This window comes from Bradyrhizobium sp. GW821-FHT12B03 (assembly GCF_058807535.1).
In genome coordinates this window covers 359,005-380,838 of the sequence record NZ_JBXAQU010000003.1, presented here as the reverse complement: position 1 = coordinate 380,838, position 21,834 = coordinate 359,005, and the positions used below count along the sequence as shown (strand labels likewise).

At 60.1% G+C, this 21,834-nt stretch carries 19 protein-coding genes; 11 read left to right on the top strand and 8 right to left on the bottom strand.

Features of this window, described 5'->3' with window-relative positions; translation table 11 throughout:
* The first annotated feature begins 154 nt into the window (after nucleotides 1-154).
* The 5 genes from AC1RUR_RS08835 to AC1RUR_RS08815 all read left to right on the top strand — a co-directional run bounded on the left by AC1RUR_RS08835 (nucleotide 155) and on the right by AC1RUR_RS08815 (nucleotide 4,902).
* Complete coding sequence (locus tag AC1RUR_RS08835) at nucleotides 155-1,027, top strand: NAD(P)-dependent oxidoreductase (RefSeq protein WP_492842844.1); 873 nt, start codon at nucleotides 155-157, stop codon at nucleotides 1,025-1,027.
* Nucleotides 1,028-1,049: 22 nt separating this feature from the next.
* Entirely contained in the window at nucleotides 1,050-2,327 is a 1,278-nt protein-coding gene (gene nhaD / locus AC1RUR_RS08830; protein WP_492842842.1) for a sodium:proton antiporter NhaD, read from the top strand.
* 148 nt (nucleotides 2,328-2,475) lie between these two features.
* On the top strand, nucleotides 2,476-4,071 hold the full coding sequence (locus AC1RUR_RS08825) for a sensor histidine kinase (protein ID WP_492842840.1): 1,596 nt from the start codon (nucleotides 2,476-2,478) through the stop codon (nucleotides 4,069-4,071).
* Nucleotides 4,072-4,115: 44 nt separating this feature from the next.
* Nucleotides 4,116-4,319, top strand: coding sequence for a DUF1289 domain-containing protein (locus AC1RUR_RS08820; protein ID WP_492842838.1), 204 nt, complete (start codon nucleotides 4,116-4,118; stop codon nucleotides 4,317-4,319).
* A gap of 28 nt (nucleotides 4,320-4,347) precedes the next feature.
* Nucleotides 4,348-4,902: a TIGR02281 family clan AA aspartic protease gene (locus AC1RUR_RS08815; RefSeq protein ID WP_492842836.1), complete on the top strand. Its 555-nt coding sequence runs from the start codon at nucleotides 4,348-4,350 to the stop codon at nucleotides 4,900-4,902.
* A gap of 25 nt (nucleotides 4,903-4,927) precedes the next feature.
* Here AC1RUR_RS08815 and speB read toward each other — a convergent pair whose 3' ends face one another.
* Complete coding sequence (gene speB / locus AC1RUR_RS08810) at nucleotides 4,928-5,893, bottom strand: agmatinase (protein WP_492842834.1); 966 nt, start codon at nucleotides 5,891-5,893, stop codon at nucleotides 4,928-4,930.
* A 250-nt stretch (nucleotides 5,894-6,143) separates the two neighbouring features.
* Between speB and AC1RUR_RS08805 the strand changes: the two genes are divergently transcribed.
* Together AC1RUR_RS08805 and AC1RUR_RS08800 are read left to right on the top strand one after the other, a co-directional pair.
* Nucleotides 6,144-7,058 (top strand): polysaccharide deacetylase family protein, encoded by a 915-nt coding sequence (locus AC1RUR_RS08805; protein WP_492842832.1) that lies wholly within the window; start codon nucleotides 6,144-6,146, stop codon nucleotides 7,056-7,058.
* Between the two features lie 269 nt (nucleotides 7,059-7,327).
* A complete protein-coding gene (locus tag AC1RUR_RS08800) occupies nucleotides 7,328-7,996 on the top strand; it encodes an outer membrane protein (protein ID WP_492842830.1) in 669 nt (222 codons plus the stop codon).
* Nucleotides 7,997-8,050: 54 nt separating this feature from the next.
* On the opposite strand, the gene dusA is transcribed toward AC1RUR_RS08800, so the two are convergent.
* Entirely contained in the window at nucleotides 8,051-9,061 is a 1,011-nt protein-coding gene (gene dusA / locus AC1RUR_RS08795) for a tRNA dihydrouridine(20/20a) synthase DusA (protein WP_492842828.1), read from the bottom strand.
* Between the two features lie 133 nt (nucleotides 9,062-9,194).
* Here dusA and AC1RUR_RS08790 point away from each other — a divergent pair, with 133 nt between their 5' ends.
* Both AC1RUR_RS08790 and AC1RUR_RS08785 read left to right on the top strand, forming a co-directional pair.
* Nucleotides 9,195-10,352: a site-specific integrase gene (locus tag AC1RUR_RS08790; protein WP_492842826.1), complete on the top strand. Its 1,158-nt coding sequence runs from the start codon at nucleotides 9,195-9,197 to the stop codon at nucleotides 10,350-10,352.
* Between the two features lie 182 nt (nucleotides 10,353-10,534).
* Complete coding sequence (locus AC1RUR_RS08785) at nucleotides 10,535-14,440, top strand: CHAT domain-containing protein (RefSeq protein ID WP_492842824.1); 3,906 nt, start codon at nucleotides 10,535-10,537, stop codon at nucleotides 14,438-14,440.
* 239 nt (nucleotides 14,441-14,679) lie between these two features.
* On the opposite strand, the gene AC1RUR_RS08780 is transcribed toward AC1RUR_RS08785, so the two are convergent.
* Together AC1RUR_RS08780 and AC1RUR_RS08775 are read right to left on the bottom strand one after the other, a co-directional pair.
* Nucleotides 14,680-15,663, bottom strand: a complete 984-nt coding sequence (locus AC1RUR_RS08780; RefSeq protein WP_492842822.1) for a hypothetical protein — start codon at nucleotides 15,661-15,663, stop codon at nucleotides 14,680-14,682.
* A gap of 48 nt (nucleotides 15,664-15,711) precedes the next feature.
* Nucleotides 15,712-16,599, bottom strand: a complete 888-nt coding sequence (locus AC1RUR_RS08775) for a DUF4365 domain-containing protein (RefSeq protein ID WP_492842820.1) — start codon at nucleotides 16,597-16,599, stop codon at nucleotides 15,712-15,714.
* Nucleotides 16,600-16,873: 274 nt separating this feature from the next.
* Between AC1RUR_RS08775 and AC1RUR_RS08770 the strand changes: the two genes are divergently transcribed.
* Together AC1RUR_RS08770 and AC1RUR_RS08765 are read left to right on the top strand one after the other, a co-directional pair.
* The gene (locus tag AC1RUR_RS08770; RefSeq protein ID WP_492842818.1) at nucleotides 16,874-17,572 is read left to right on the top strand and encodes a hypothetical protein; all 699 of its coding nucleotides are present in this window, start codon (nucleotides 16,874-16,876) and stop codon (nucleotides 17,570-17,572) included.
* A gap of 78 nt (nucleotides 17,573-17,650) precedes the next feature.
* Nucleotides 17,651-17,782: a hypothetical protein gene (locus AC1RUR_RS08765; protein WP_492842816.1), complete on the top strand. Its 132-nt coding sequence runs from the start codon at nucleotides 17,651-17,653 to the stop codon at nucleotides 17,780-17,782.
* Nucleotides 17,783-18,666: 884 nt separating this feature from the next.
* Here AC1RUR_RS08765 and AC1RUR_RS08760 read toward each other — a convergent pair.
* From AC1RUR_RS08760 to AC1RUR_RS08745, 4 genes are all read right to left on the bottom strand, one after another.
* On the bottom strand, nucleotides 18,667-19,326 hold the full coding sequence (locus AC1RUR_RS08760) for a TetR/AcrR family transcriptional regulator (RefSeq protein ID WP_492842814.1): 660 nt from the start codon (nucleotides 19,324-19,326) through the stop codon (nucleotides 18,667-18,669).
* Nucleotides 19,327-19,464: 138 nt separating this feature from the next.
* Entirely contained in the window at nucleotides 19,465-20,442 is a 978-nt protein-coding gene (locus tag AC1RUR_RS08755; RefSeq protein WP_492842812.1) for an amidohydrolase family protein, read from the bottom strand.
* Nucleotides 20,443-20,482: 40 nt separating this feature from the next.
* Entirely contained in the window at nucleotides 20,483-21,301 is an 819-nt protein-coding gene (locus AC1RUR_RS08750) for an FAD binding domain-containing protein (RefSeq protein ID WP_492842810.1), read from the bottom strand.
* Complete coding sequence (locus tag AC1RUR_RS08745) at nucleotides 21,301-21,819, bottom strand: (2Fe-2S)-binding protein (RefSeq protein ID WP_492842808.1); 519 nt, start codon at nucleotides 21,817-21,819, stop codon at nucleotides 21,301-21,303. Before AC1RUR_RS08745 ends, AC1RUR_RS08750 begins: the two co-directional genes overlap by 1 nt.
* Between the last annotated feature and the right edge of the window lie 15 nt (nucleotides 21,820-21,834).

Genomic DNA, 21,834 nt, shown 5'->3' with positions numbered 1-21,834 from the left:
AAGTCCTGCCATCCTAGCACAGGGGGCCGCCAAACGAAGCCGTTGCCCTCTGCCCTCAAGGGTTTATGGTGCGCCCCGATCCGCCCTCACGGCGGAACCCGGCGCCCCTCGCCCGGCAAGAACCGTAAAACCCAAGCTACGGACAAGGTACACAATGGCTAAAGTCGCTTTCCTCGGTCTCGGCGTGATGGGCTTCCCCATGGCCGGACACCTCGTGAAAAAAGGGGGCCATGAGGTCACCGTCTACAACCGCACCGCGGCCAAGGCGAAGGAATGGGCGGACAAGTTCGGCGGCAAGACCGCGGCGACCCCGAAGGCCGCTGCCGAGGGCCAGGATTTCGTGATGTGCTGCGTCGGCAACGACAATGACCTGCGCTCGGTCACGATCGGCCCCGATGGCGCCTTCGCCGGAATGAAGAAGGGCGCGACCTTCGTCGACCACACCACCGCTTCGGCCGAAGTCGCGCGCGAGCTCGACGCGGCTGCAACCAAGGCCGGTTTCAAGTTCATCGACGCCCCGGTCTCCGGCGGCCAGGCCGGCGCCGAGAACGGCGTGCTGACGGTGATGTGCGGCGGCGCGCAGGACGTCTATGCCGGCGCCGAGCCGATCATCACAGGCGCCTATGCGCGGATGTGCAAACTGCTCGGGCCCGCCGGAAGCGGCCAGCTGACCAAGATGGTCAACCAGATCTGCATCGCAGGCCTCGTGCAGGGTCTCTCCGAGGGCATCCATTTCGCCAAGAAGAGCGGCCTCGACGTCGCCGCGGTGATCGAGACCATCTCGAAGGGTGCTGCGCAATCCTGGCAGATGGAAAACCGCTACAAGACCATGAACGAGGACAAGTACGATTTCGGCTTCGCGGTCGAATGGATGCGCAAGGACCTCTCGATCGCGCTCGCCGAAGCCCGCCGCAACGGCGCCAATCTGCCGGTGACCGCACTGGTCGACCAGTTCTACTCGGAGGTCGAGAAGATGGGCGGCAAGCGCTGGGATACGTCGAGCCTGCTCGCGCGCCTCAACCGCTGACACCTGACGATCTGAAACGACCTTGCTGATCGCGATCGCCGCAATCTTCGTCCTCGCCTATGTGGCGATCGCACTCGAGCACCCGCTTCGCGTCAACAAGAGCGCTTCCGCGCTGCTCGGCGCGGGGCTGCTGTGGACCATCTATGCGGTTGCGACCGGCGACCACGCGCAGGTCGGTCGCCAGCTCGACGAGTCCGTCGGCTCCACCGCGCAGATCGTCTTCTTCCTGATCGGCGCCATGACCATCGTCGAGGTGATCGACGCCCATGACGGTTTCGAGGTCATCACTTCGCTGATCCGCACCACCAGCCAGGTCGCGCTGATCTGGCTGATCGGCTTCGTGACGTTCTTCCTGAGCGCGATCCTGGACAATCTGACGACCACCATCGTCATGATCTCGCTGATCCAGAAGCTGATTGCCCGCCGCGACGACCGTCTGTTGTTCGCCTCCCTTATCGTCATCGCGGCGAATGCGGGCGGCGCCTGGACCGTGATCGGCGACGTCACCACGACCATGCTGTGGATCGGCGGGCAGATCTCGCCGCTGAAGATCATGAGCGCGGTGTTCCTGCCCTCGCTCCTCAATCTGCTTGTGCCGCTCGCCTTCATCAGCTTCTCGCTCAAGGGCAAGACCATCGCGCCCCCGCCGAAGGACAACGGACTGCTGGCCGTCGACCGGTTCGAGCGCAACCTGATGTTCTATCTCGGGCTCGGCACCCTGATCGCGGTGCCGGCCTTCAAGGCGATCACGCATCTGGCGCCCTTCATGGGCATCCTGTTCGGGCTCGGCGTGCTCTGGCTGGTCGGCGAGATCGTGCACCGGCACAAGGACGAGCACGTCCGCCAGCCCCTCACGCTGGTGCACGCGCTGGCACGGATCGACATGAGCTCGGTCGTGTTCTTCGTCGGCATCCTGCTCGCGGTCGCCTGCCTCGAACATGCCGGCCTGCTTTCGATGCTGGCCAAATGGCTGGATGCGACCATCGGCCGCCAGGACGTCATCGTCGTCGTGCTCGGCCTGCTCAGCGCCATCATCGACAACGTGCCGCTGGTTGCCGCGACCATGGGCATGTACGACCTCGCCCATTATCCGCCGGACAGCTTCCTCTGGGAGTTCATCGCCTATTGCGCCGGCACCGGCGGATCGATCCTGATCATCGGCTCGGCCGCCGGCGTCGCCGCGATGGGGCTCGAACGGATCGAGTTCCTCTGGTACGCACGCCGCATCGCCGGCCCCGCTCTCGCCGGCTATCTGGCCGGCGCGGTGGTGTACATCGCGCAGCATGCGTGGCTGCATTGAGCGACGCATCCCAGGTCCAATCCGGATCCGAATTAACGCCGGGTTAACGTAATTCTTTAGCTCCTTAAGTCACCTCTTAAGGATTTCTTGCCAGAGATAGACAATGCAGAAGGCCCGCGTCCGGCGCGGGCAGGAATCGTGTTGCTTGATGAGTAACCCCGCTGAAAAGCCTGAGGTTGTCCAGCTTCCGGCCGAGCCAATCAGCGCTCCGTCGGCGAGCAGCCGAAGGGCTGCGGCGCAGCGGGTGCGCGAGGCGCGCGACAAGTTAACGTCGACCAGCGGAACCCGGCCGGCTTTCGACGCCGAGATGCTGCGCCAATATGCCCAGACGCGGCTGTCGGCCTCCTATGTCGTGATGCTGCTGGTGGTCGCGACCGGCGTGCTGTTCGGGCTGTGGATGCAGCCGATCCCGGCCGCGGCCTGGACCGCCGGCATGCTCTGCATCCACGCCGCGATGATCCGCAGCTGCCACCGTTTCCTGGCCGAGCCCACCTCGCCGACGGCGACGCGCGCATGGCGGACGCGCTTCGTCGTGCTCGACCTGCTCTATGGCCTGTGCTGGATGGCGATCCTGATTCATCCCGTGCTCGACATGGTCACGGAAACGCTGATGATGTTCCTGATGCTGCTGGTGATCGCAGTATCGAGCATGCTCGCTGCCAATCTGCCGATCGCGGCGCTTGCCGCCACGGCGCCGGTCGCGGTCGCGATGGCGCTGAGCTTTGCGATGACCGGCGCGCTGGACAATTACATCCTGGCGGCGCTCGCGCTCGCAGCCGAAGGATATTTCGTGCTGCTGGCGCACCGTCTGCACTCCTCGACCTTCGCTACGCTGGAGGCGCGCGCCGAGAAGGACGCGCTGATCGGCGAGCTCGAACAGGCCAAGGCGATCTCGGACGAAGCGCGCCACCGTGCCGAAGCCGCCAACGTCGCCAAGTCGCGCTTCCTCGCGCAGATGAGCCATGAGCTGCGCACGCCGCTGAACGCGATCCTCGGTTTCTCCGAGGTGATGAAGAGCGAGATTTTCGGCGCGCATGCGGTGCCGGTCTACAAGGAATATTCCGGCGACATCCATAATTCCGGCGTGCACCTGCTCAACCTCATCAACGAGATCCTCGATCTGTCGCGGATCGAGGCCGGCCGCTACGAGCTGAACGAGGAAGCCGTGTCGCTGGTCGGCATCGTCGCCGACTGCCATCATCTGATGAAGCTGCGCGCCTCCAGCCGCGGCATCACCATCCACGAAGTGTTCGAGCAGGCGATGCCGCGGCTCTGGGCCGACGAGCGCGCGATCCGCCAGGTCGTGCTCAACCTGCTCTCCAACGCGATCAAATTCACGCCGCAAGGCGGCGAGATCTGGCTCAAGGCCGGCTGGACCGCGTCGGGCGGGCAATATCTCTCGGTGAAGGATACCGGCTCCGGCATCCCAGAGGACGAGATCCCGATCGTGCTCGCGTCCTTCGGCCAGGGCTCCAACTCGATCAAGTCGGCCGAACAGGGCGCAGGCCTCGGCCTGCCCATCGCCAAGAACCTGATCGACCTGCATGGCGGCACGTTCACGCTGAAATCGAAGCTGCGCATCGGCACCGAGGTGATCGTCACCTTCCCGCCGGAGCGCGTGATGAGCGCGCTGGCGCCGCTGTCGGATGATTCTCCGCCGCTCCAGCCCGAGGGTTCCGTCGTACCCGACGAGAAGCGCCGGCCGCGCCACAGGCCGATCATGAGCGCAGGCACGGGCTCTTAACGATATGCTTGCAGAAATGCCCGACGATCCCTCACTATATCGAAATGAGCAAAGAAACGCCGTGCGTCGCCGTCTGCATGATCGATCCCAAGACCAAGCTGTGCTTCGGCTGCGGCCGCACATTGCCGGAGATCGCGCGCTGGCACGCCATGGACAGCGCGGAACGCCTCTCGGTCATGGCGCTGTTGCCGGCGCGCATGACGGAGGCTGGACTTGCGCCGATCGCGGGATCGCCCAAACGCAGCTGACTGGCCTGCGCACACATGGAGGTGCGCGATGATCCGCTTCCTGCTCGTTCTCATCATGCTTGCCGGTACCGCAGGCGCCGTCGTCGCCTATGGCGATCCCGATCAGATCGCGCGCGCAAGCAACAAGGTCTCGCACATCTTCCGCGGACAGATCGCCGCCCCGGCCCCCGCCGTGCAGATCCAGCGCGGACAGGGCGGCGAATTCGCGCTGCGCGCGAAGATCAACGGCGTCGCCGCTCCGATGGTGATCGATACCGGCGCGACGTCCGTGGTGCTGACGTGGGAAACCGCAAAGGCGATCGGGCTGCCGCTGGAGATGCTCGAATACGACGTCGATCTGGAGACCGCAGGCGGCCACACCAAGGCGGCGCGGCTCACGCTCGACCGTCTCGCCGTCGGCCATCTCGTCGAGAAATCGGTGCCGGCTCTCGTCGTGCAGCGCGGACAGATGAAGACCAACCTGCTCGGCATGAGCTTCCTCGACCGCCTGGAGAGCTGGGGCGTGCGCGCCGACAAGCTGATGCTCACCGGCTATCCGGAGCTCCAGGGCAGCCCCCGCCGCTCGCGGATGGCGGTCGACTAGGACTGGCGGCGGCGGGAACGGCTGTTCACTTTCGCTGCGAACGCGCTTCGAAGATGTAGCCGAGGAAGTTCATCAGCACCTGCGCTGCAAGAATGCTCGTCACGCCCGCGGGATCGTAGGCGGGAGCGACCTCGACGAGATCGATCCCGACGACATCGCCTCGCTTCGCGAGGCCCTGAAGGATCTCCATCACCTCATAGTATTGAAAGCCGCCATGGCTCGGCGTTCCCGTCCCCGGTGCGATCGAGGGATCGAAGCCGTCGATGTCGATCGTCACATAGTAGCGGGCGCCGTCCGGAATCCGGTCGAGGACGCCCTCGGCGCCGAGCTTGCGTGCCTGGCGCACCGAGAGGATGGTGGAGCCGCGCGCACGGGCATCCTCATAGCCTTCGCGGGCGGTCGAAGACACGTTGCGGATGCCGATCTGGGTCAGGCCCGCGACATGGGCCTGCTCGGCCGCGCGGCGCATGGGATTGCCATGTCCCTCGCGCACGCCATGCCTCACATCCACGAAATCGAGATGCGCGTCGATCTGGACGATGTGGATGGGGGCATGCTCGCTGAAGGCCCTGACGCAGGGGATATTGACCGCGTGATCGCCGCCGAGGACCACGGGCATCGCGCCCCGTTCGAGGATCTTTCGGACGGCGGCTTCTGCATTGGCATGGCTCCTGGACGTATCGGTGTGGACGATGTCGACGTCCCCGACGTCGACGATCCGCACCTTGTCGAGCGGCAGGTAGGTGACGTCGTCCTCATGATCATAGGCCCCGCCATGGCCAAAGGAGAAAAGGGTCGAGGCTTCGCGGATGGCGCGCGGCCCGAACCTCGCGCCCGAGCGGTATTGCGTCCCCATGTCGAAGGGCACGCCGAGCACGGCGACATCGGCGTCAAGCCTGTCCCACTCCAGGCAGACCGGCCGCTTGCCGAAGGTGCAATGCCCCACGAATGGCAGATCCAGTCTGCCGCCTTCATACCCATGTGCCATCATTCGTCCCCTCGGTGAGCAGTTGCGCCGATGGCAAGGCCATTCGCGCAAAGGCCATCCATCTCCCGTGTCGATGCAAGCGGAAGCAGATTCCGTTCCAATTGGCATGACAATTCCGCCCGCCTCGGTCGGCATCAAGTCTATGCGCGATGGACGGCAATGGCATGTCCAATGCATGAGCCCGAAGACCGGTGCCGGCTTCCGAGGAAACTCGGCGTTCGAACGGAAGGAATAGAGTTCGGAGACGACACGAATGATCGCCAACCCCGTCCGCTGGCCCAACGGTGCGAAGTGCGCCTGCTGCCTGACATTCGACATGGACGCCGACAGCCTGATCCATGTCGAGCACCCCCAGGACGGCAACAACCGCGTCTCGGGCATCTCCATGCTGCGCTATGGGCCGACCGTTGCGGTTCCACGCATTGTCGAGACCTATCGGCGGCTCGGGATCAGGCAGACCTTCTTCGTTCCGGCCTGGTGTATCGAGCAATATCCCGCCGCCATCGAGACGATGCTCGCCGGCGGCCATGAGATCGGGCATCACAGCTATATCCACGAGAACCCGCTCGACCAGACACAGGACGAGGAGGCCCATTGGCTCGATCTCGGCATCGACATCATACGCAAGGCGACCGGAAAGGCGCCGCGTGGCTGGCGAGCGCCGCTCTACAATTTCTCGCACCGCTCGCTCGACCTGCTGCTGGCGCGAGGCTTCGCCTATGATGCTTCGCTGATGGGTGATGATGTGCCCTATGTGATCAAGAGCAGGGCGAACGGCGGCGAGTTGATCGAGCTGCCGACCCATTGGGGGCTGGACGACTGGCCGCAATATGTCCAGTCCTTCGACCTCGACTATTTCATGCCCGTGCGCAGCCCCAGTAACGGCTTTGCGGCTTTCCTGGAGGAATTCCAGGCGGCCTACGCTTATGGCGGGTTGTGGATCCCCACGCTGCATCCCTTCGCCACGGGGCGGCTCGCCCGCTGGCATGTCTTCGCCGGCTTCCTGGAGCGAACGGTGGCGCAGGGCGATGTCTGGTTTGCGCCCATGGAGGAGATCGCGGCGCATGTCCGGCGCGAGATCGACGAGGGGCGCCATCTGCCCCGTGTTGAGCTCCTTCCGCAATATCCTGAACCGGTCGGCCGGATCTTTCCTCGACGTCGGCCGTAGGTCGGGAGCGATACGCACAGCTCAACGGTCCGCGCGGTGATGGCGGGCATCGCTGGCCGGACAACAGGCGAAGGCCGCCGCCGCCGACCTTTCAATCTGCACGTTTGATGCTGCGCTACCGTTTGAGGCTACACAACGTCGCAAAGGAGCCCGGTGTGGCATTTCCGCTATTTACAAACCGCCCGGTCGGTTTATAAATGAGCCATTCCCGGATCGGGGTTGGACAAGGGCTGCCTCCGGACGGAGACGGCCAAGTGGGAGATTGAGTTATGACCGCCAGAGCCGTCTTACGTCGCACGGTGTGTGCCCTGCCCTTCGCGGCAGCATTCGCCGCAGGTAGCGCCAGCGCTGCGGACCTGTCGCCGCGCTATGCAGCGCCCGCCTCCGCCTACACGGCACCGCAGCCGGTGTATTCGTGGACGGGTCTCTATGCGGGCTTCAACGCCGGCTATGCCGAGAGCGGCGACGACGCCTTCAACAATCTCGTCGGCACGAGCGGCGGCAAGGTCAAGGGCGCCGTCGGCGGCGTACAGATCGGCTACAACTATCAGCTCTCGCCGATGCTCGTCGTGGGCATCGAGAACGACTTCGAGGGCGGCGACATCAAGAACCACGACGCGCTCAACAGCGCCGCGGTCAGCCTGCCCTGGTACATGACCGGCCGTGCCCGCGCCGGCATCGCAACCATGGATTCACGCCTGCTGTTCTTCGGAACCGCAGGTCTTGCTACAGGCGAATTGAAGGACGGTCCGATCAACAAGATGAAGATGGGCTGGACGGCCGGCGGCGGCGTCGAATGGGCGTTCCTGCCGAAATGGTCGGCCAAGGCCGAATATCTCTACACCGAGTTCAAGCATGACGATCTGCCGGACTGGAATGCCGCGAAATTCCACACCTTCCGCGTCGGCGTGAATTATCACTTCGACCTGTTTCGCTGAGACCGACCGACGGAGAGCCGGATTTCATGATCCGGCTCTTCATGGTGATTACAGCTAGGCGGCCGCTTCCGCCGGCGCGCGCGCACCGACGCGCGCGATCGCATCGCGCAGCACGTCGAGACCGGCGCCCGGCTTGACACCCTGCTCGGCAAGATGGCGACGGAAGGCGCGCGCGCCCGGCACGGCGTGGAAGGCGCCGACGAAATGCCGCGTGATGGCGTGCAGGCGCGTGCCGCGCGCAAGCTGCGTCTCGATATAGGGCATCATCGCCTCGAGCGCGTCCTGCATCGTCGCATGCGGCGCCGCCTCGCCAAAGACATCGGAATCGACGGAGAGCAGCCGCCACGGCTCCTGGTAGGCGGCGCGGCCGAGCATCACACCGTCGACATGTGCGAGATGCGCTTTCGCCTCGTCGATGCTCACGATGCCGCCATTGATGATGACGGGCACATCAGGCATCGCGCGCTTGAGACGATAGACGCGATCATAATCGAGCGGTGGAATATCGCGGTTCTCTTTCGGCGACAGACCGTTGAGCCAGGCTTTCCGGGCATGCACGATCAGCGCATCGCAGCCCGCGGCGACCACCGCCCGCGCGAGCGTGTCGAGTGCGACTTCCGGATCCTGGTCATCGATTCCGATGCGGCACTTCACGGTGACGGGCACGGCAACTGCGCGCTTCATCGCCTCGACGCACCTCGCGACAAGCTCCGGCTCCGCCATCAGGCAGGCGCCGAAGCGGCCATCCTTCACGCGATCGGATGGGCAGCCGACATTGAGATTGATCTCGTCATAGCCGAACGCCTCGCCAATCCGCGCAGCCTGCGCGAGCTCACGCGGATCCGACCCACCAAGCTGAAGCGCCACCCTGTGCTCCGAGCCGTCGAACCCGAGCAGTCGCTCCCGGTCGCCATGAAGGATGGCGCCCGTGGTCAGCATCTCCGTATAAAGCAGCGCCCGCCGCGTGAGATGACGGTGGAACACCCGGCAATGCCGGTCAGTCCAATCCATCATTGGCGCGACGGAGAAAAGAAAATCGTAGGATTTCGTAGTTTTTTCGGTCATTTCAGTTACTTATGGAGATTTTTGAATTCCTGTTGTAGCCCGTTTTTTAGCCATTTTCGTCCATTTTGATACCCTCGGTACTGCGGCGCAGTACCGAAGACGTCCATGCAGTACCAGTAGTGGAGCCTCCAAGATGGGAACCGTCGTACCACGCAAGCGAAGCAATGGCTCTACTGGATACCAGGCCCAGCTCCTCATCAAGCGAGGTGGTAAGATCGTTCATCGAGAAAATCGAACGTTCGATCGGCAGCAGGCTGCCTCTGCTTGGCTCGAAAAGCGGGAGAAGGAACTCGCCAAACCGGGTGCCCTCGAGCGCCTCGAAGCGCCTGATCCGACTCTAGCCATAGTTATCGACCGCTACACAGATGAATCGATCAAGAAGATCGGTCGTACAAAAGCGCAGGTACTACGGGCGATCAAGAAGTACGACATAGCCAACAAGAAGTGTTCTGAAATCACGAGCAACGATGTGGTCGGATTTGCCAATGAACTTATAATTAACGTCGCTCCGTCGACAGTCGGCAACTATCTCTCGCATTTAGCAGCCGTATTTGCCGTAGCCAAGCCGGCATGGGCATATCCACTTGATCAAACCGCAATGAAGGACGCCTTCGTAGTTGCGAAGCGCCTCGGCATTGCGAGCAAGAGCCGCGAACGTGATCGCCGGCCGACACTCGAAGAGCTCGATAAGATCATGGAATATTTCGGCGAGCGGCTGAACCGCCGACCATCCTCCATTCCGATGCAGAAGGTCATCGGGTTTGCGATATTTTCGTCGCGTCGACTGGAGGAGATTACACGAATCTCGTGGAAGGATCTTGACGCTGAAGGAAGTCGTGTTTTGGTCCGTGATATGAAGAACCCCGGAGAGAAGAACGGGAACGACGTATGGTGCGATCTTCCGCCCGAAGCGCTTCAGATAATTCTCTCAATGCCGAAGAGGCGCGAAGAAATCTTTCCGTATTGCGGCGACACTATTGGGACCAATTTCACCCGCGCGTGTCAGTTCCTTGAGATCATCGACTTGCATCTACATGATCTTCGTCACGATGGTATTTCGAGGCTATTCGAAATCGGTCGGAATATTCCTCAAGTAGCCGCTGTGTCCGGTCATCGCTCCTGGTCAAGTCTCAAGCGCTATACACATTTGCGCCAAACCGGCAACAAATATGCGGGATGGAAGTGGTTCTCAGTGCTGACAAGGTCAACCAGCTCTCTCCGCGATCCACCGAAGTACGCCTTTACTGAAGACTTCACGACTGGGTGGTTAGATCCCACAGCGTGTGGATGATGGCTCGATATCAAAGAGAGCCATGGCATGCGGCAGGTTACGAGAAGCTGGCCAGACCCCGGGAAAACAGCCGCTATGGTCGACGTGGCGGCGAACAGCCACCAAATGCATGATAGCGTGTTCGGTAGCGTCTTCTCACTTTTCTTTCGCGAGACGGCCTGCCGTTCGGGAGTGCCAAAGAGATGCCCGAAGAGCGAACAGCTGCAACCAACGCTGCTCCCGAAGAAGCCGCAGACGGGCGGCTCGAGGATAACAGCGCAGCAGACGGCCATGTTCTGAGCGACCATAGCGACCTTGCCCGTTACTTCGCCCACTCACTCGCCAACAACCCTCAGATCTTTGGTGGCAGCGATATTGTCACGCTTGAAATTTTTACGCCGGCAGAACGTGCGGGAGTTTTAGCGGCTGCGCTCGCGGGACTGGTCGACCAGAACGGCAAGCGGGCGGTCAGACGATTTGTGGTCATCCTGCCGCCCGGATCGGACATCGATGCCGCACAGGCGCAATCCCGTGAGACAATGATTGCCGCCATCAACCTTCTGGGCGGGCACAAGTTATCGGAAGAACAGAAGACAGCATTGCGAAAACGGCTCCATCTGGTTTTCGCTGCGGATCTGCGCACCTCGTCGGTGCTCGATGTCATCCGCCGGCAAGACGAGAGAGCGGCTGTCATTGTCACCGAAGCTGCGGGCTATCGGGACGAGACGGTCCAGCCGTACATTCCCCCAGGTGCACAGGCGCCCCTTCTCCACCAGGATTTTTGGGTGCCGCAGTTTCATGCGCTTGCTGCCGCAGCGACAACGATTGCGCGGGAGCGCGGCCTGTATGTTGCGTTGGACGCGAATGAGCTGAACCCGGGCCGGGAAGAACTTTTGAAATTGTTGATGTCGATCGACCATTGCGGGGTTTTGGCGGGAAGTCGAGACGAAGATCCGGAAATATTCCTGGCTCAACATGTCGGCGAATGGGATGCCTGGACGCGCGAAGGCCGACTCGGCCGCGTGCTCCGCGACCTGGAACGCCTGCCGGCGGGCCTTGCCAGTCAGAAGGCGCTGCTTCAGATTCAACTGACGCACCGGGCCGGGCATTACCCGCAAGCCTTGCAGGCGATCCGTGAGGAAATGTCGTCTGGTCGCGAACTCGAAGCAACGATGCGCGTCAAGCTGGCGCGCGTGGCGCTGGATGCGAATGCCTCAAGGCTCGCGAGAGAGGTGCTGGCGCCGGCCATCGCGCAGCTCTATCGTCTTGAGGAGCTCGAGAGCGCGCTTTCTGTTGCCCATGACATTGGATCCAGCGATCTTGAGCAGAGCGTCGCCGACCGGATGACAGCCCTTTTTGTGGACAGCCCCGGCCTGCGCATGCGCCAGCGGCGCGTGCTGCGTGAGGCCGGCGACTACGCCGGCGTTGCAGCATCGCTCTCAATGGAAGCCGGAACTGAGGCAAGAGTCGACTATTATGAGCGCCTTGCCAAATACCTGTCGGTGGCGGGCGTCCCAGACTATCATGCCCTGATCGCCTCGGCCAAGGGCGAGGCCGAACTGGCCGAGACACTTCGGCTTGCCTGCGTGCGCGACGCGCTTCGCCGTCAGCTTATCTTCCACGCGTTCGAATTTGTTTTGCCTGCCCCGAAGGCAACGTCTTTGTTGGTGCAATGGGAGGACCTGTTGCTGGAAGGCCTGGAGCGCGTGTTTTTGCTCTCAGGCCAGGGAGGATCGCGCATCTTGCCGATTGAGCGCGTCGAGACCGCGTTGACCGCACTGGTCGACCGTCTCGGCGCCGATCCGGCAAACCAGGCGTTGAGGGTGCGTCTGACGGCGGTCTTGGGACCGTCGATAGCGGGCATGACGGGGCTTGCGCTAGCAGCGTCAATTGCAATGAAGCTGGCGTCGCGTTCGCTCGAAGTCGAACCGACGATCACGCTCGGCACCGCCGGTGTCGACTGGCTCACTGAGCATGAGCCATTCTTGCAATCCGCCTTCGACTGGCTCAAGGGCGAAGAGCCGCTCGTGATCGGCCGGACGGTTCTTCCGGCGGAGCTTATCACCGAGCCGGCTGACGAGATCATATCCGCCGTGACGCAGTATCTCTCGTTCGCGCCGATCGGCTCGGCCGCTGATGCAGCGGATATCCAATTCTGGCTGACTTTCGGCGCATCGGTTGCTCCGCACGGCTCCGACCCGGATATCGACCTGCGACTGATCCGACTTGTCGCGGAGCGGTTGGTGGGAGCCGGCTTTAGCCAGCTTGCCCGTGATCTGGCAGAACAGGCCATCCTGAACAGCACGCGTACGCCACGCCGCCGGCGCCTTGGCTGGTTCACGATGGCCGAGGTGTACCACCGCTGCCACAATCATCTCGAGGGATTGCTAGCGTTGGCCTGCACATTGGCTGCGGACAGCAAGGGCGACAGCGAACAAGTTTGGCAGGAAATGACAGCGCTCGCACGTCTGCTGCGGGACTGCGGACTGTTCAGCAAGGCGAAGATCGCGATCCAGCACGCGAGGGAGCTGATCGAACCGCTTGGCCTGTCGGACCGCTATCGCAATCGGTTGGACACGCTCGAACTCCAGACGCGCATGAAGGAAGTGACGATCAAGGGCTTTAGCACCGATGAACTTGAACGCCTGCTCGCTGACGCGGTGCGTAACGGCGAAGATGTGCTGGTGGTTGGCGAACGGCCAGAGCCGGCTGCCGCGATGATCGGTCAGCTTATGCGCATCGCTCGTAGCAAGGGCGCGGCCATTCCAGCGCAAGCCGAGGCGATCCTGTCCCAACTCAACGACAAGATGGACGGGAATACCGGCATGCTGGTGAGGACTGCATCGGCGGAGACTGTTTCGGCACAGGACTTGCTCCGTCTGCTGAAAACCAAGGATGAGTCGCGCTATTCGGATGATATCGGATATGATCTGCATCATATCGCGACGATTGCTGGACAAGCGCTCAGCGGTGACGCGTTTATCAACAATCCGACAGAAACGTCATTTGCGCTCGAATTGTTGGCCGACCGCGGTGTCGCCACCCCCGGATGGGACGAGGCAGCGGTGCCGCCTCCCCTTCCCAAGCAGATCGGGGAACCAGCCGAGATCGCGCGCTCGATTTCTCTGGACGGATTGAGTGTCGTCCAGATCGGTTTTGACGCTAGCGGGAAGCTGGTGCGGGAGACGACTGTTAGCGGTCAGCTTCAGCCAGCAGTGCGAGAACATGACGATGTCTTTCACCGTGAGCGCTTTGCCCGCTGGGCATCGGATTACCCTTACGCTTATGGCATCGACGAGAGCACAGCCAATCTGTTCTACACCACCACCGCCGATTTGAGATTTTCGGGCCTGCCGGAAGGGCCAGTGATTGTGGTTGCGGATGCGACCCTGCAACAATTCCCGCCGAACATCGTCTATGTCGAGGACGAGTTCGCGGGTAGAACGCGCCCCATTGCAGCCGCGCCCTCGCTCGGCTGGCTGAGTGCGGCGCGATCAATCGGGCCGATCGGCGACGGCCGGCTGTGCGCATGGATTTCCACGGCTGCGAGCCAGGGCGAAAGCCAGACCTTGTCGATGATTGCGCAACGTCTTGAGCCAAGCTTCGACGCCTACGGTTTCGAGGTCGACCATGGCGCAGAGGTTCCGACATCGTTTGCAGGCGCGACAATGGCTGTGATCGCCGCGCACGGCAGCGTCAACCCGGAGGGACGCTACTTCCAGCTTGTCTCCGATGAGGGAAGCCTGAAGGTATCAGCGGCCGATTTGGCCGGGGCACACAGGAACGTTGACGTCGTGGTGCTTTTCGTCTGCAGCGGCGGAAGAGCTGACAAGCACCCTGCTGCGAACACGACTATCGGACTGGCCAGGCAGATCCTGGATCGGGGCTGCCAAGCCGTGATTGCGTCGCCTTGGCCTCTAGACGCGCGGGTGCCCTCACACTGGCTTCCTGCCTTTCTTGAGCGATGGAAAGCCGGTTGTTCGCTCGTTGAGGCGAACTTCGAGGCGAACAGGATTGTCGACCGTAACTTTGCCTACGATCCAGCCAGAGGATTGGCGATGACGGTCTTCGGCAACGCAACACTCCGACTTCCAACTCAATTCCGTTAGCCGAATCACGGCGTGTGTCTCGCCGACGATCGTTCCAGGGGAGCAAGATCGTTGGACGGAAGCGAGCTACTTCATCTGAAGAGTTGCTGACGATGTACTCAGTTTGGAAGTCGTGGAATCTGCAAGCAGGTTCAATAGCCATTCCGACATTTTGCAGCCTTGCAGATGATTGAGACCGCTACAGAACTTCCTGTTGTCGGAACGGCGACGCGCACAGCATCAGGAAAGTTGGCAACAGGTCAGTAGATGCTCAGCCCATCTGCAGTGAGGTGAACGCCATCGGTTGCGGCAAGCAGCAAGACCAACTCACCTATTCCGTTAAACTCATCGAAGTTTTTCCACTCACCGTACTTGCTCCAGATTTTCTCAAGGGTCTTGTCGAGATCAATGACGTACTTTGCGAGCCAGTTACCGGACTGCAGGAATTCCTTGAACTTCGGCGCACGGTCGATGTCCTCGCCCAGGCCATTCAGGTGCCCTAGGAGATATGAGGTAAATGTGAGAAAGCGATCGTACTCTCCCGTAACCGTCCTGAAGCACTTCCAGCCATCGTTATCGTCTCCAAAGGCATCCATCGCGGCTTCAACACGGTCATCGAGCCCTTCGAGTGCTGCGAAGAAGGTCTCTTCAAAATGGGCTACCTGCTCCGGATAGAACGACGCGCTCAACCTCGTCGCCGCATATTCACACCAGCTTCCCCAACCCAGACTGAACTGGATGCGGGCGAGCTCAGTCCCAAAATCGTAAGGCCGCTGCAGAAGCCCGGGGATCGCGACATCGAATGCTGTGCGATCGTGAACGTGGCCACATTCATGCGCGAGCTGGTAATAGACTTGGGAAAAGCTTTCACCCTCCCCATCCATCAGATGCATCAGCACGTTTGCATTGAACGCCAAGTGGGTCTTGAGCACTCCATCACGGAAAACGCCAGGCGCCATCGCGACACCATGCGCGATCTCGGTTGAAGCTGTCAGGACGTGTGCGGTTTCATATCCGCGGTCGATCTCAGTCAGGGCTTTAGCGTAATCATACGCGACCGTGACGCCGTCCAAGTCCTCCAGATTCATCCGCGTACCGATATACCTGATGAAGGCTACCGTCCTATCGGCCAAATCCTTCGCCGTTTTCTCGTCAGCGAAGTCTTTCAGATGAATTGGAATGCTGGCTGGCGCGGTGGAGGTGGCCAACAATTCCTCTATCGTTTGTTCTGGTGCCTCACTCACGATCCACCCCTAACGAATCAGCGGTTTGTCATCATATGAGAGGCTGCCTCAGTCGTCCCGCTCCATGTTGCGCCGGAAGTTCTCCTCCATCTCCTCGTCGTCGTCACACGTGCCTTCCAGGCCGGGATCATCTACCAGAAACTCGGCAGCGCCGCTCTCGTAGTACTTTTCGACTTCGAGGTATGCCTTGCCGAGATCATTAACCCAGACATGCAGCCGTGAACGCAGCACTCCCATTCCGCCGGGTAATATCTCGTGGCCTTCTAGGAAACTGAATTCGAGCCACGGCCACTTGTCCTGAAAGAATTCGCCAATCTCGGTCGCGATGGTGGAGACCGGAAGCACCAGGTCAGGTTCCCCCTTGAAGTCATCGAAGAAGATGTTGACGGTCCAGGGCAGGTCGTGGTTCTGGGTATCCCTGTCGATCTGGAAATAGGCGTCATTCTTTTCCAACACCTTGATCAGCGGGTAATCTAGCGCGAACAGCAGCTTGCGCTCGACGGACGCGTCCGCCACGCCCTTCTCTAGCTCCGCCTTCGCGGCCTTGTTGAGGACATTCGCCTTCGGCACCTTGGTCGACCATCCGCCCTTCTTGCCGTGCTTCACGTTCCAGGGATCGATCCGCACCCAGAGGGTTTCATCGGTCTCGGGGTTGTGCAGGACCAAAGCAACGGGCAGCGAGTTGTTCTGCCAGTACCAGAGGTGCTTCCCCTTGCCGTAATAGACGTAGTGGTCCTTCTTCTCGTGCTCGAAGTAAGATGGGCCTGACTTGATCTGCAGCGCCAACAACCGGCCTGTCGCCCTGCCGTTGACCTTGACCTCGACATGGGCATCCACACCCCAATCGGAAAACGTCTGCGGCCGGAAGAGCCAGCCGAAATCCTTCAGGAAGATCCCCTCAACCGCGTTGACGCCAACCAAGCCTGTCTGCTCCATACCCATTCCTATAGTTTTCAGTCGTTCAGACCGTGAAGACAGCTACCTATAATTGTTCCAATCTACCAGCACGCCTTAAAGACGTATATAAACAACGAGAAGACGCCAGCATGGTCGCGTCATTGCCGCAGCAGCCCTCATCGTGGGCTCTACAAATATGGGCTTCCAGCAGGGGCAAGCAAACCCGGATGTGAAGAGCTTTTTCTAAAGCAATTCCCCACATCAACTGACAGCCAAGGATATGAGCGGACCTGAGCAGGCGGGAGAGTTAGGGATGGCTCAAAACTTTGGATCAAGCGAAGCTGGCGGCTTCAACGAGGTCACGAAAAAATACAAGGCAGACCCCTCGATCGAGAATTACGTGAGGCTTCGGCGCGAAAATCCGGAGGCCGAGATCGAGGTCAGCACGGTCGGCGGCTTCGAGTCGATGTTCTACATGCGGGAAGAGCTAGCTCGGTACGGCATCGATCCCGAACTGCTCGGAGGTATCCTTGACGCTGATCAGGACACGATCAGCGAAATGGCTCTTCGGCTCATGGAGAAGATCATCGAGGCACGGGAGATTGCCGCCGATGGCGAAACTCACTTGATTCGACGTGGGCTAGCTATTCCAGAAAAGCTGATCGATTGGATCATCTGCTGCTCACTTGATGCGCTCAGCTGGAATGATGACCTGATGACCCCACGTGACCTCATCGTTCTTGTGCGGGAGCGGCTGGGTGGATCTAACTTGCATTATGAGAAAGAGGGAGAAATCCGGCAGAACAAACAAAATGCTGGGCTGATAGCCGGACAGCTGATGGCGCGAGGCGTCAATCCCACATTCAAAATTATTGGTGAAGCGCTCGGGGTGGCGCCAAGTACTGTCAAGCGTTGGTTTGGGCCGGGAGAGTTTGAGCGGGAACGAGACGTTCATGCCAAATGGTTCGACAAGGACGGCAATATGCTTCCACTAAGTAAGCATAGAGAGTGAGCGTTGCGCGCGATTGTACGTGCGCAACGGCGACGTACCGGGCATCGTCCGTGCGACCAACCATTTAGCAGTCGAGCCATGGCAAACAAAACCAAACTAAAAGTCCGGATCCCGTTTCTTTTGGAGGCTGCGGCCGAAGGCGACCTTGCCACTATTCTGCTGTTTGCACTTGCGCTGGTAACGATCACTTTGATCGGGGTTTGGCGTTAGGGAAGCGCCGGCAGACACCGTTCTGCTTGCGCCCAACAAAAAGCGCGAGAAGCTTCCCTCTCGCGCCTTCCGTTAAGTCAGAAGCAGAGCAAGCAAAACAATCAAACGGCTGATTGCATGCAGATCTGCGGTCACCTCGATACGAACCTTAAACATGATGTTTCCATGTTCTGAGGTCCGTGGCCACAGACGGTTAAGTCGGCAGCATGATCATGCAGTGAGTATTCCTGGGCCTAGTGCCTCCGGCCGGAAGACGGCCCTAGTTGTCATTGATCTTTGAAATTTTGCTGCTGTTTGCTGATTCTGAGATGTTGCTGCTGTTTGCTGTTCTGCGTTGATCTGTTCGCTGTCTGACTGTTTTGCGTTTGCTGATTTTGCGTTTTGCTGATGTGTCTGTTTGCTGTGCGATGTTTCAGTTTGCCATATGCGTGCCCCCTAGGGCGCACTCAACCTATAAACGATTTCCAATTATGCAAGAGCAGCCACAAAGGCTGATGCTCTATCAAGAACTCAAAAACTTGCGGAAAAAAATTGCGCCCGATGTGCGCCCTAGAAAAAAGGGCGCACAACTTTTTCGGACTCTCGACCGAGTCCGCACCCCATGTAACACACTGACTCTGCAGTGATATTCGCGTTACGGAGATGGAGCGGGTGAAGGGAATCGAACCCTCGTATTCAGCTTGGAAGTCGAGAAATCTTGTAGTGTTTTCAAAAGCCATTCTGACATTTTTAGCCTTTTTGGACCGCGCAGATCGTTACAGAACTGCTCGTTGTCAGAATGGCGTTTGCCCATCAAGCCTCACCCCTTTCCAAACCCTTGGCCGCGGTTACCGGGCAGTAGCGCCCGGGACGGCGCTTGTATCGGCGCCACGGGGATAGCACCTTCAGGCCCCCAGGAAGCCGCGCTTGAGAAACGATAATAGCGCTCTTTCGAGCTGCCTGCTGTCACCGCTATCAGCTTTGCCTTTCGATAACTTCTTGAGGCGGTTGTGTTTGTCGCGATCGGTCGCGGTCAGAATCACGGTGTTGACCATGAACGAGTACCGCCAAAATATCTCGACCGAAGGCAAATTCGGGCACGCCTCCGACAAGGCATCGATAAATCTTTTGGCGAGATGATCAAGATGCCTGTCGTACAGGCTTTGAGTCAACGCAGTAGGCCTGAGCCTGTGCTCCAGGATCAACCTCGCCAACAGCAAGCCACTTTTTTCGTACCCGGGATCAAGATACGGCCGCACGAAGCTTGCCAGTATCGCTTCGAGATCTGGCTTGCGCTTCAGGCGTTTCGCCTTGGCGAGACACTCATCAAGCTCCTTGAGGCGAACAGAATTTATTCGATCGCACAGATTGCTGTAGACGGTATCTGTCAGCGCTTCCTTCGAACCGAAATAGTAGTTCACCGCACCCAGGCTGACGCCGGCGATCGATGTCAGCTCCCGCAAGGACACTGCATCGACGCCTTTCGCCGCAAAGAGGTCTTCGGCAGCGGCCACGATGCGGTCCGGGATGTCACCGCTTAGCTCGATCGTCACTTTGTATTGCATGCCGGTACGAAGCCGATTCTGGGGTTAAGTGGACTTAGCCGCCCTCAATACGGCAGACGCAAAGTTGCCGCCGCAAGGGCGTATCGAAGATATCAACACAATCCGCGTCAGGCCACAGTGGCGAAGGGATGGACCATTTCAGCTTCCGGCCAGGTCGCGATCGTCATCCAGGCGCAGCAGACGTCGTGCGTTTCCTGACAGGATCTTGCGCCGGTCGTCCTTGCTCAGCGCAACCTTCTTGATCCACTCGCTGCCGGCCTCGTTGCGGGCAAACGGCCAATCCACCGAGAACATGATCCTGTCGACGCCCATTTCCTGGATGCAGCAGAGTAACGCAGGATCGGAAAAGAAGCCGCTGGTCGTAATGTAGAAGTGCTTACAAAAGTACTCGCGAAAATTCTTCATGGGAGTGTCCCGCGACAACGCCTCGTCAATTCGCGCGAGCAGAAAGGGAATCGTTTCGCCGAGGTGACCGAGAATAATCTTCAGTCCCGGATGCTTGTCAAAAACACCTCCCAGCACCATTCGCATGGCCTGCGTTCCGGTCTCAATTGTGAAGCCCCACGCCGCGCGGGTAAACATGGGATGGGTCTCGGCGTAGCTACCAAAGTAGGTTTTCAGCACCAGGGGGTGCGGGTCGGCAGGATGGACATAAATCGGGACATCGAGCGCTTCCGCCACCTCAAATATCGGCCAGAACTTTCGGTCGTCGAGAAACGATCCGTCGGTCAGACCGTGGATCATCGCACCTTTGAAACCGAGCTGGGTCACCGCGCGTTCCAGCTCCCTGGCTGCCGCGACGGGATCAATGGTGGGCAGTGAAGCAAATCCGGCAAACCGGTCGGGGGCTATCTGGATCGCGTTCCAGAGCCGATCATTCACCCGCCTGGCCATATCCTGGGCAAACTCCGACGACACTTTCTGAAGACCGGGCGGGGCGTGTGACAGGACCTGCATCTGGATCCCGCAACGGTCCATATCGTCCAAGCGCTCTCGGCCGACCTCCTTCATTTTCCGATTGAGCAAAGTCTCGCCGCTTTCGCCCAGATATTCCAGGAGCTCCGGATCGACGTAGTGCTCTTCTATCGCGACGGCTCTTAGCTGATCGTTTGTCATCACGGCGTCCTCGTTTTTGCTCGATATGCCCGATTTGACATCAACAGGCTATCGACGGAGCGCTCGATACCTTGCCGACGGCGCGGCTCGCCGCCACCGCGACGATATGCGCGCGAAACTCCGCACTCGCGTGCCAATCACTCAACAGATCGTTCGGAGAGACCGACAGACCAGCGATCGCACCGGGATCAAAGCTGCGCTGCAGGGCCGCTTCGAAATCCAGGAGCCGGAATACGCCGGCTGCACCCGATCCTGTAACCGCCACGCGAACGGAGAGGGCCTGACGGGAAACAAAGACACCGGCCAAGGCATATCTCGACGCGCGGTTTCTGATCTTCACATATGCAGAAGCCAGACTTATCGGAACCCTGATCGCTTTTATGATTTCATCACCCTCGAGCGCAGTTGTGAAAAGCCCTTGAAAGAACGCTTCGGCACCCAACTCCCGCTTGTTGGTCACAATCGTGGCGTTCAGCGCCAGGCATGCCGCCGGATAATCCGCGGCCGGATCGTTGTTCGCCAACGATCCACCTATCGTCCCCGCATTGCGCACCGCCGGATCGCCAATAGTCGATGCCAGATATGATAGCGCGGGGATCGCCTTGCGCACCAAGTCGGAGGATGCGATCGCCGCGTGTCGAACCATGGCACCTATTGTGAGATAGTCCCCGTGCAGTTCGATATTCTGCAGATTTGGGATCAGCGACAGGTCTACGAGATGAGATGGTTTCGCAAGGCGCTGCTTCAGGACCGGGACGAGCGTATGCCCGCCTGCTATGATCTTTGCTTCCGGGAAAGATGCTAGAATATCGGAAGCGGCTTCCACGGAGCGAGGTCGGCTCAATTCAAAATCGTACATCAGGTCGTCTCCCCGGCATGCAGCGACGACGGTTTGTCTGGCACCAGTTCAGCCATCGCCTTCGCTCCGGCGAGAACCGCCTTCACGATGTTCTGATAACCGGTGCACCGACAGAGGTTACCTTCAAGCCCCTCCCTGACTTCTTTCTCGGAGATCGAGGCACCGTACTCCCGCGCGAGGTACACGGCGGTCATAATCATTCCCGGCGTGCAGAATCCACACTGTAACCCATGATTGAGCCGAAACGCCTCCTGCATCGGATGCAAGCACCCCTGCGCCGGCGCCAACCCCTCAATCGTTGTTACCGAACGGCCCTCCATCAGCACGGCCAGTGTTGTGCAGGATCTCATCGTTTTGCCGTCGATATGCACCGTGCAAGCGCCGCATTGAGAGGTATCGCAGCCAACGTGCGTGCCAGTCAGCCGCAGGTGCTCACGTAGCAACTGAACCAACAATGTTCGCGATTCAACGTCAGTTCTAACGGCTGCACCATTTACCGTGAGGTTTACGATCGTCATTTCGACATTCCTGGC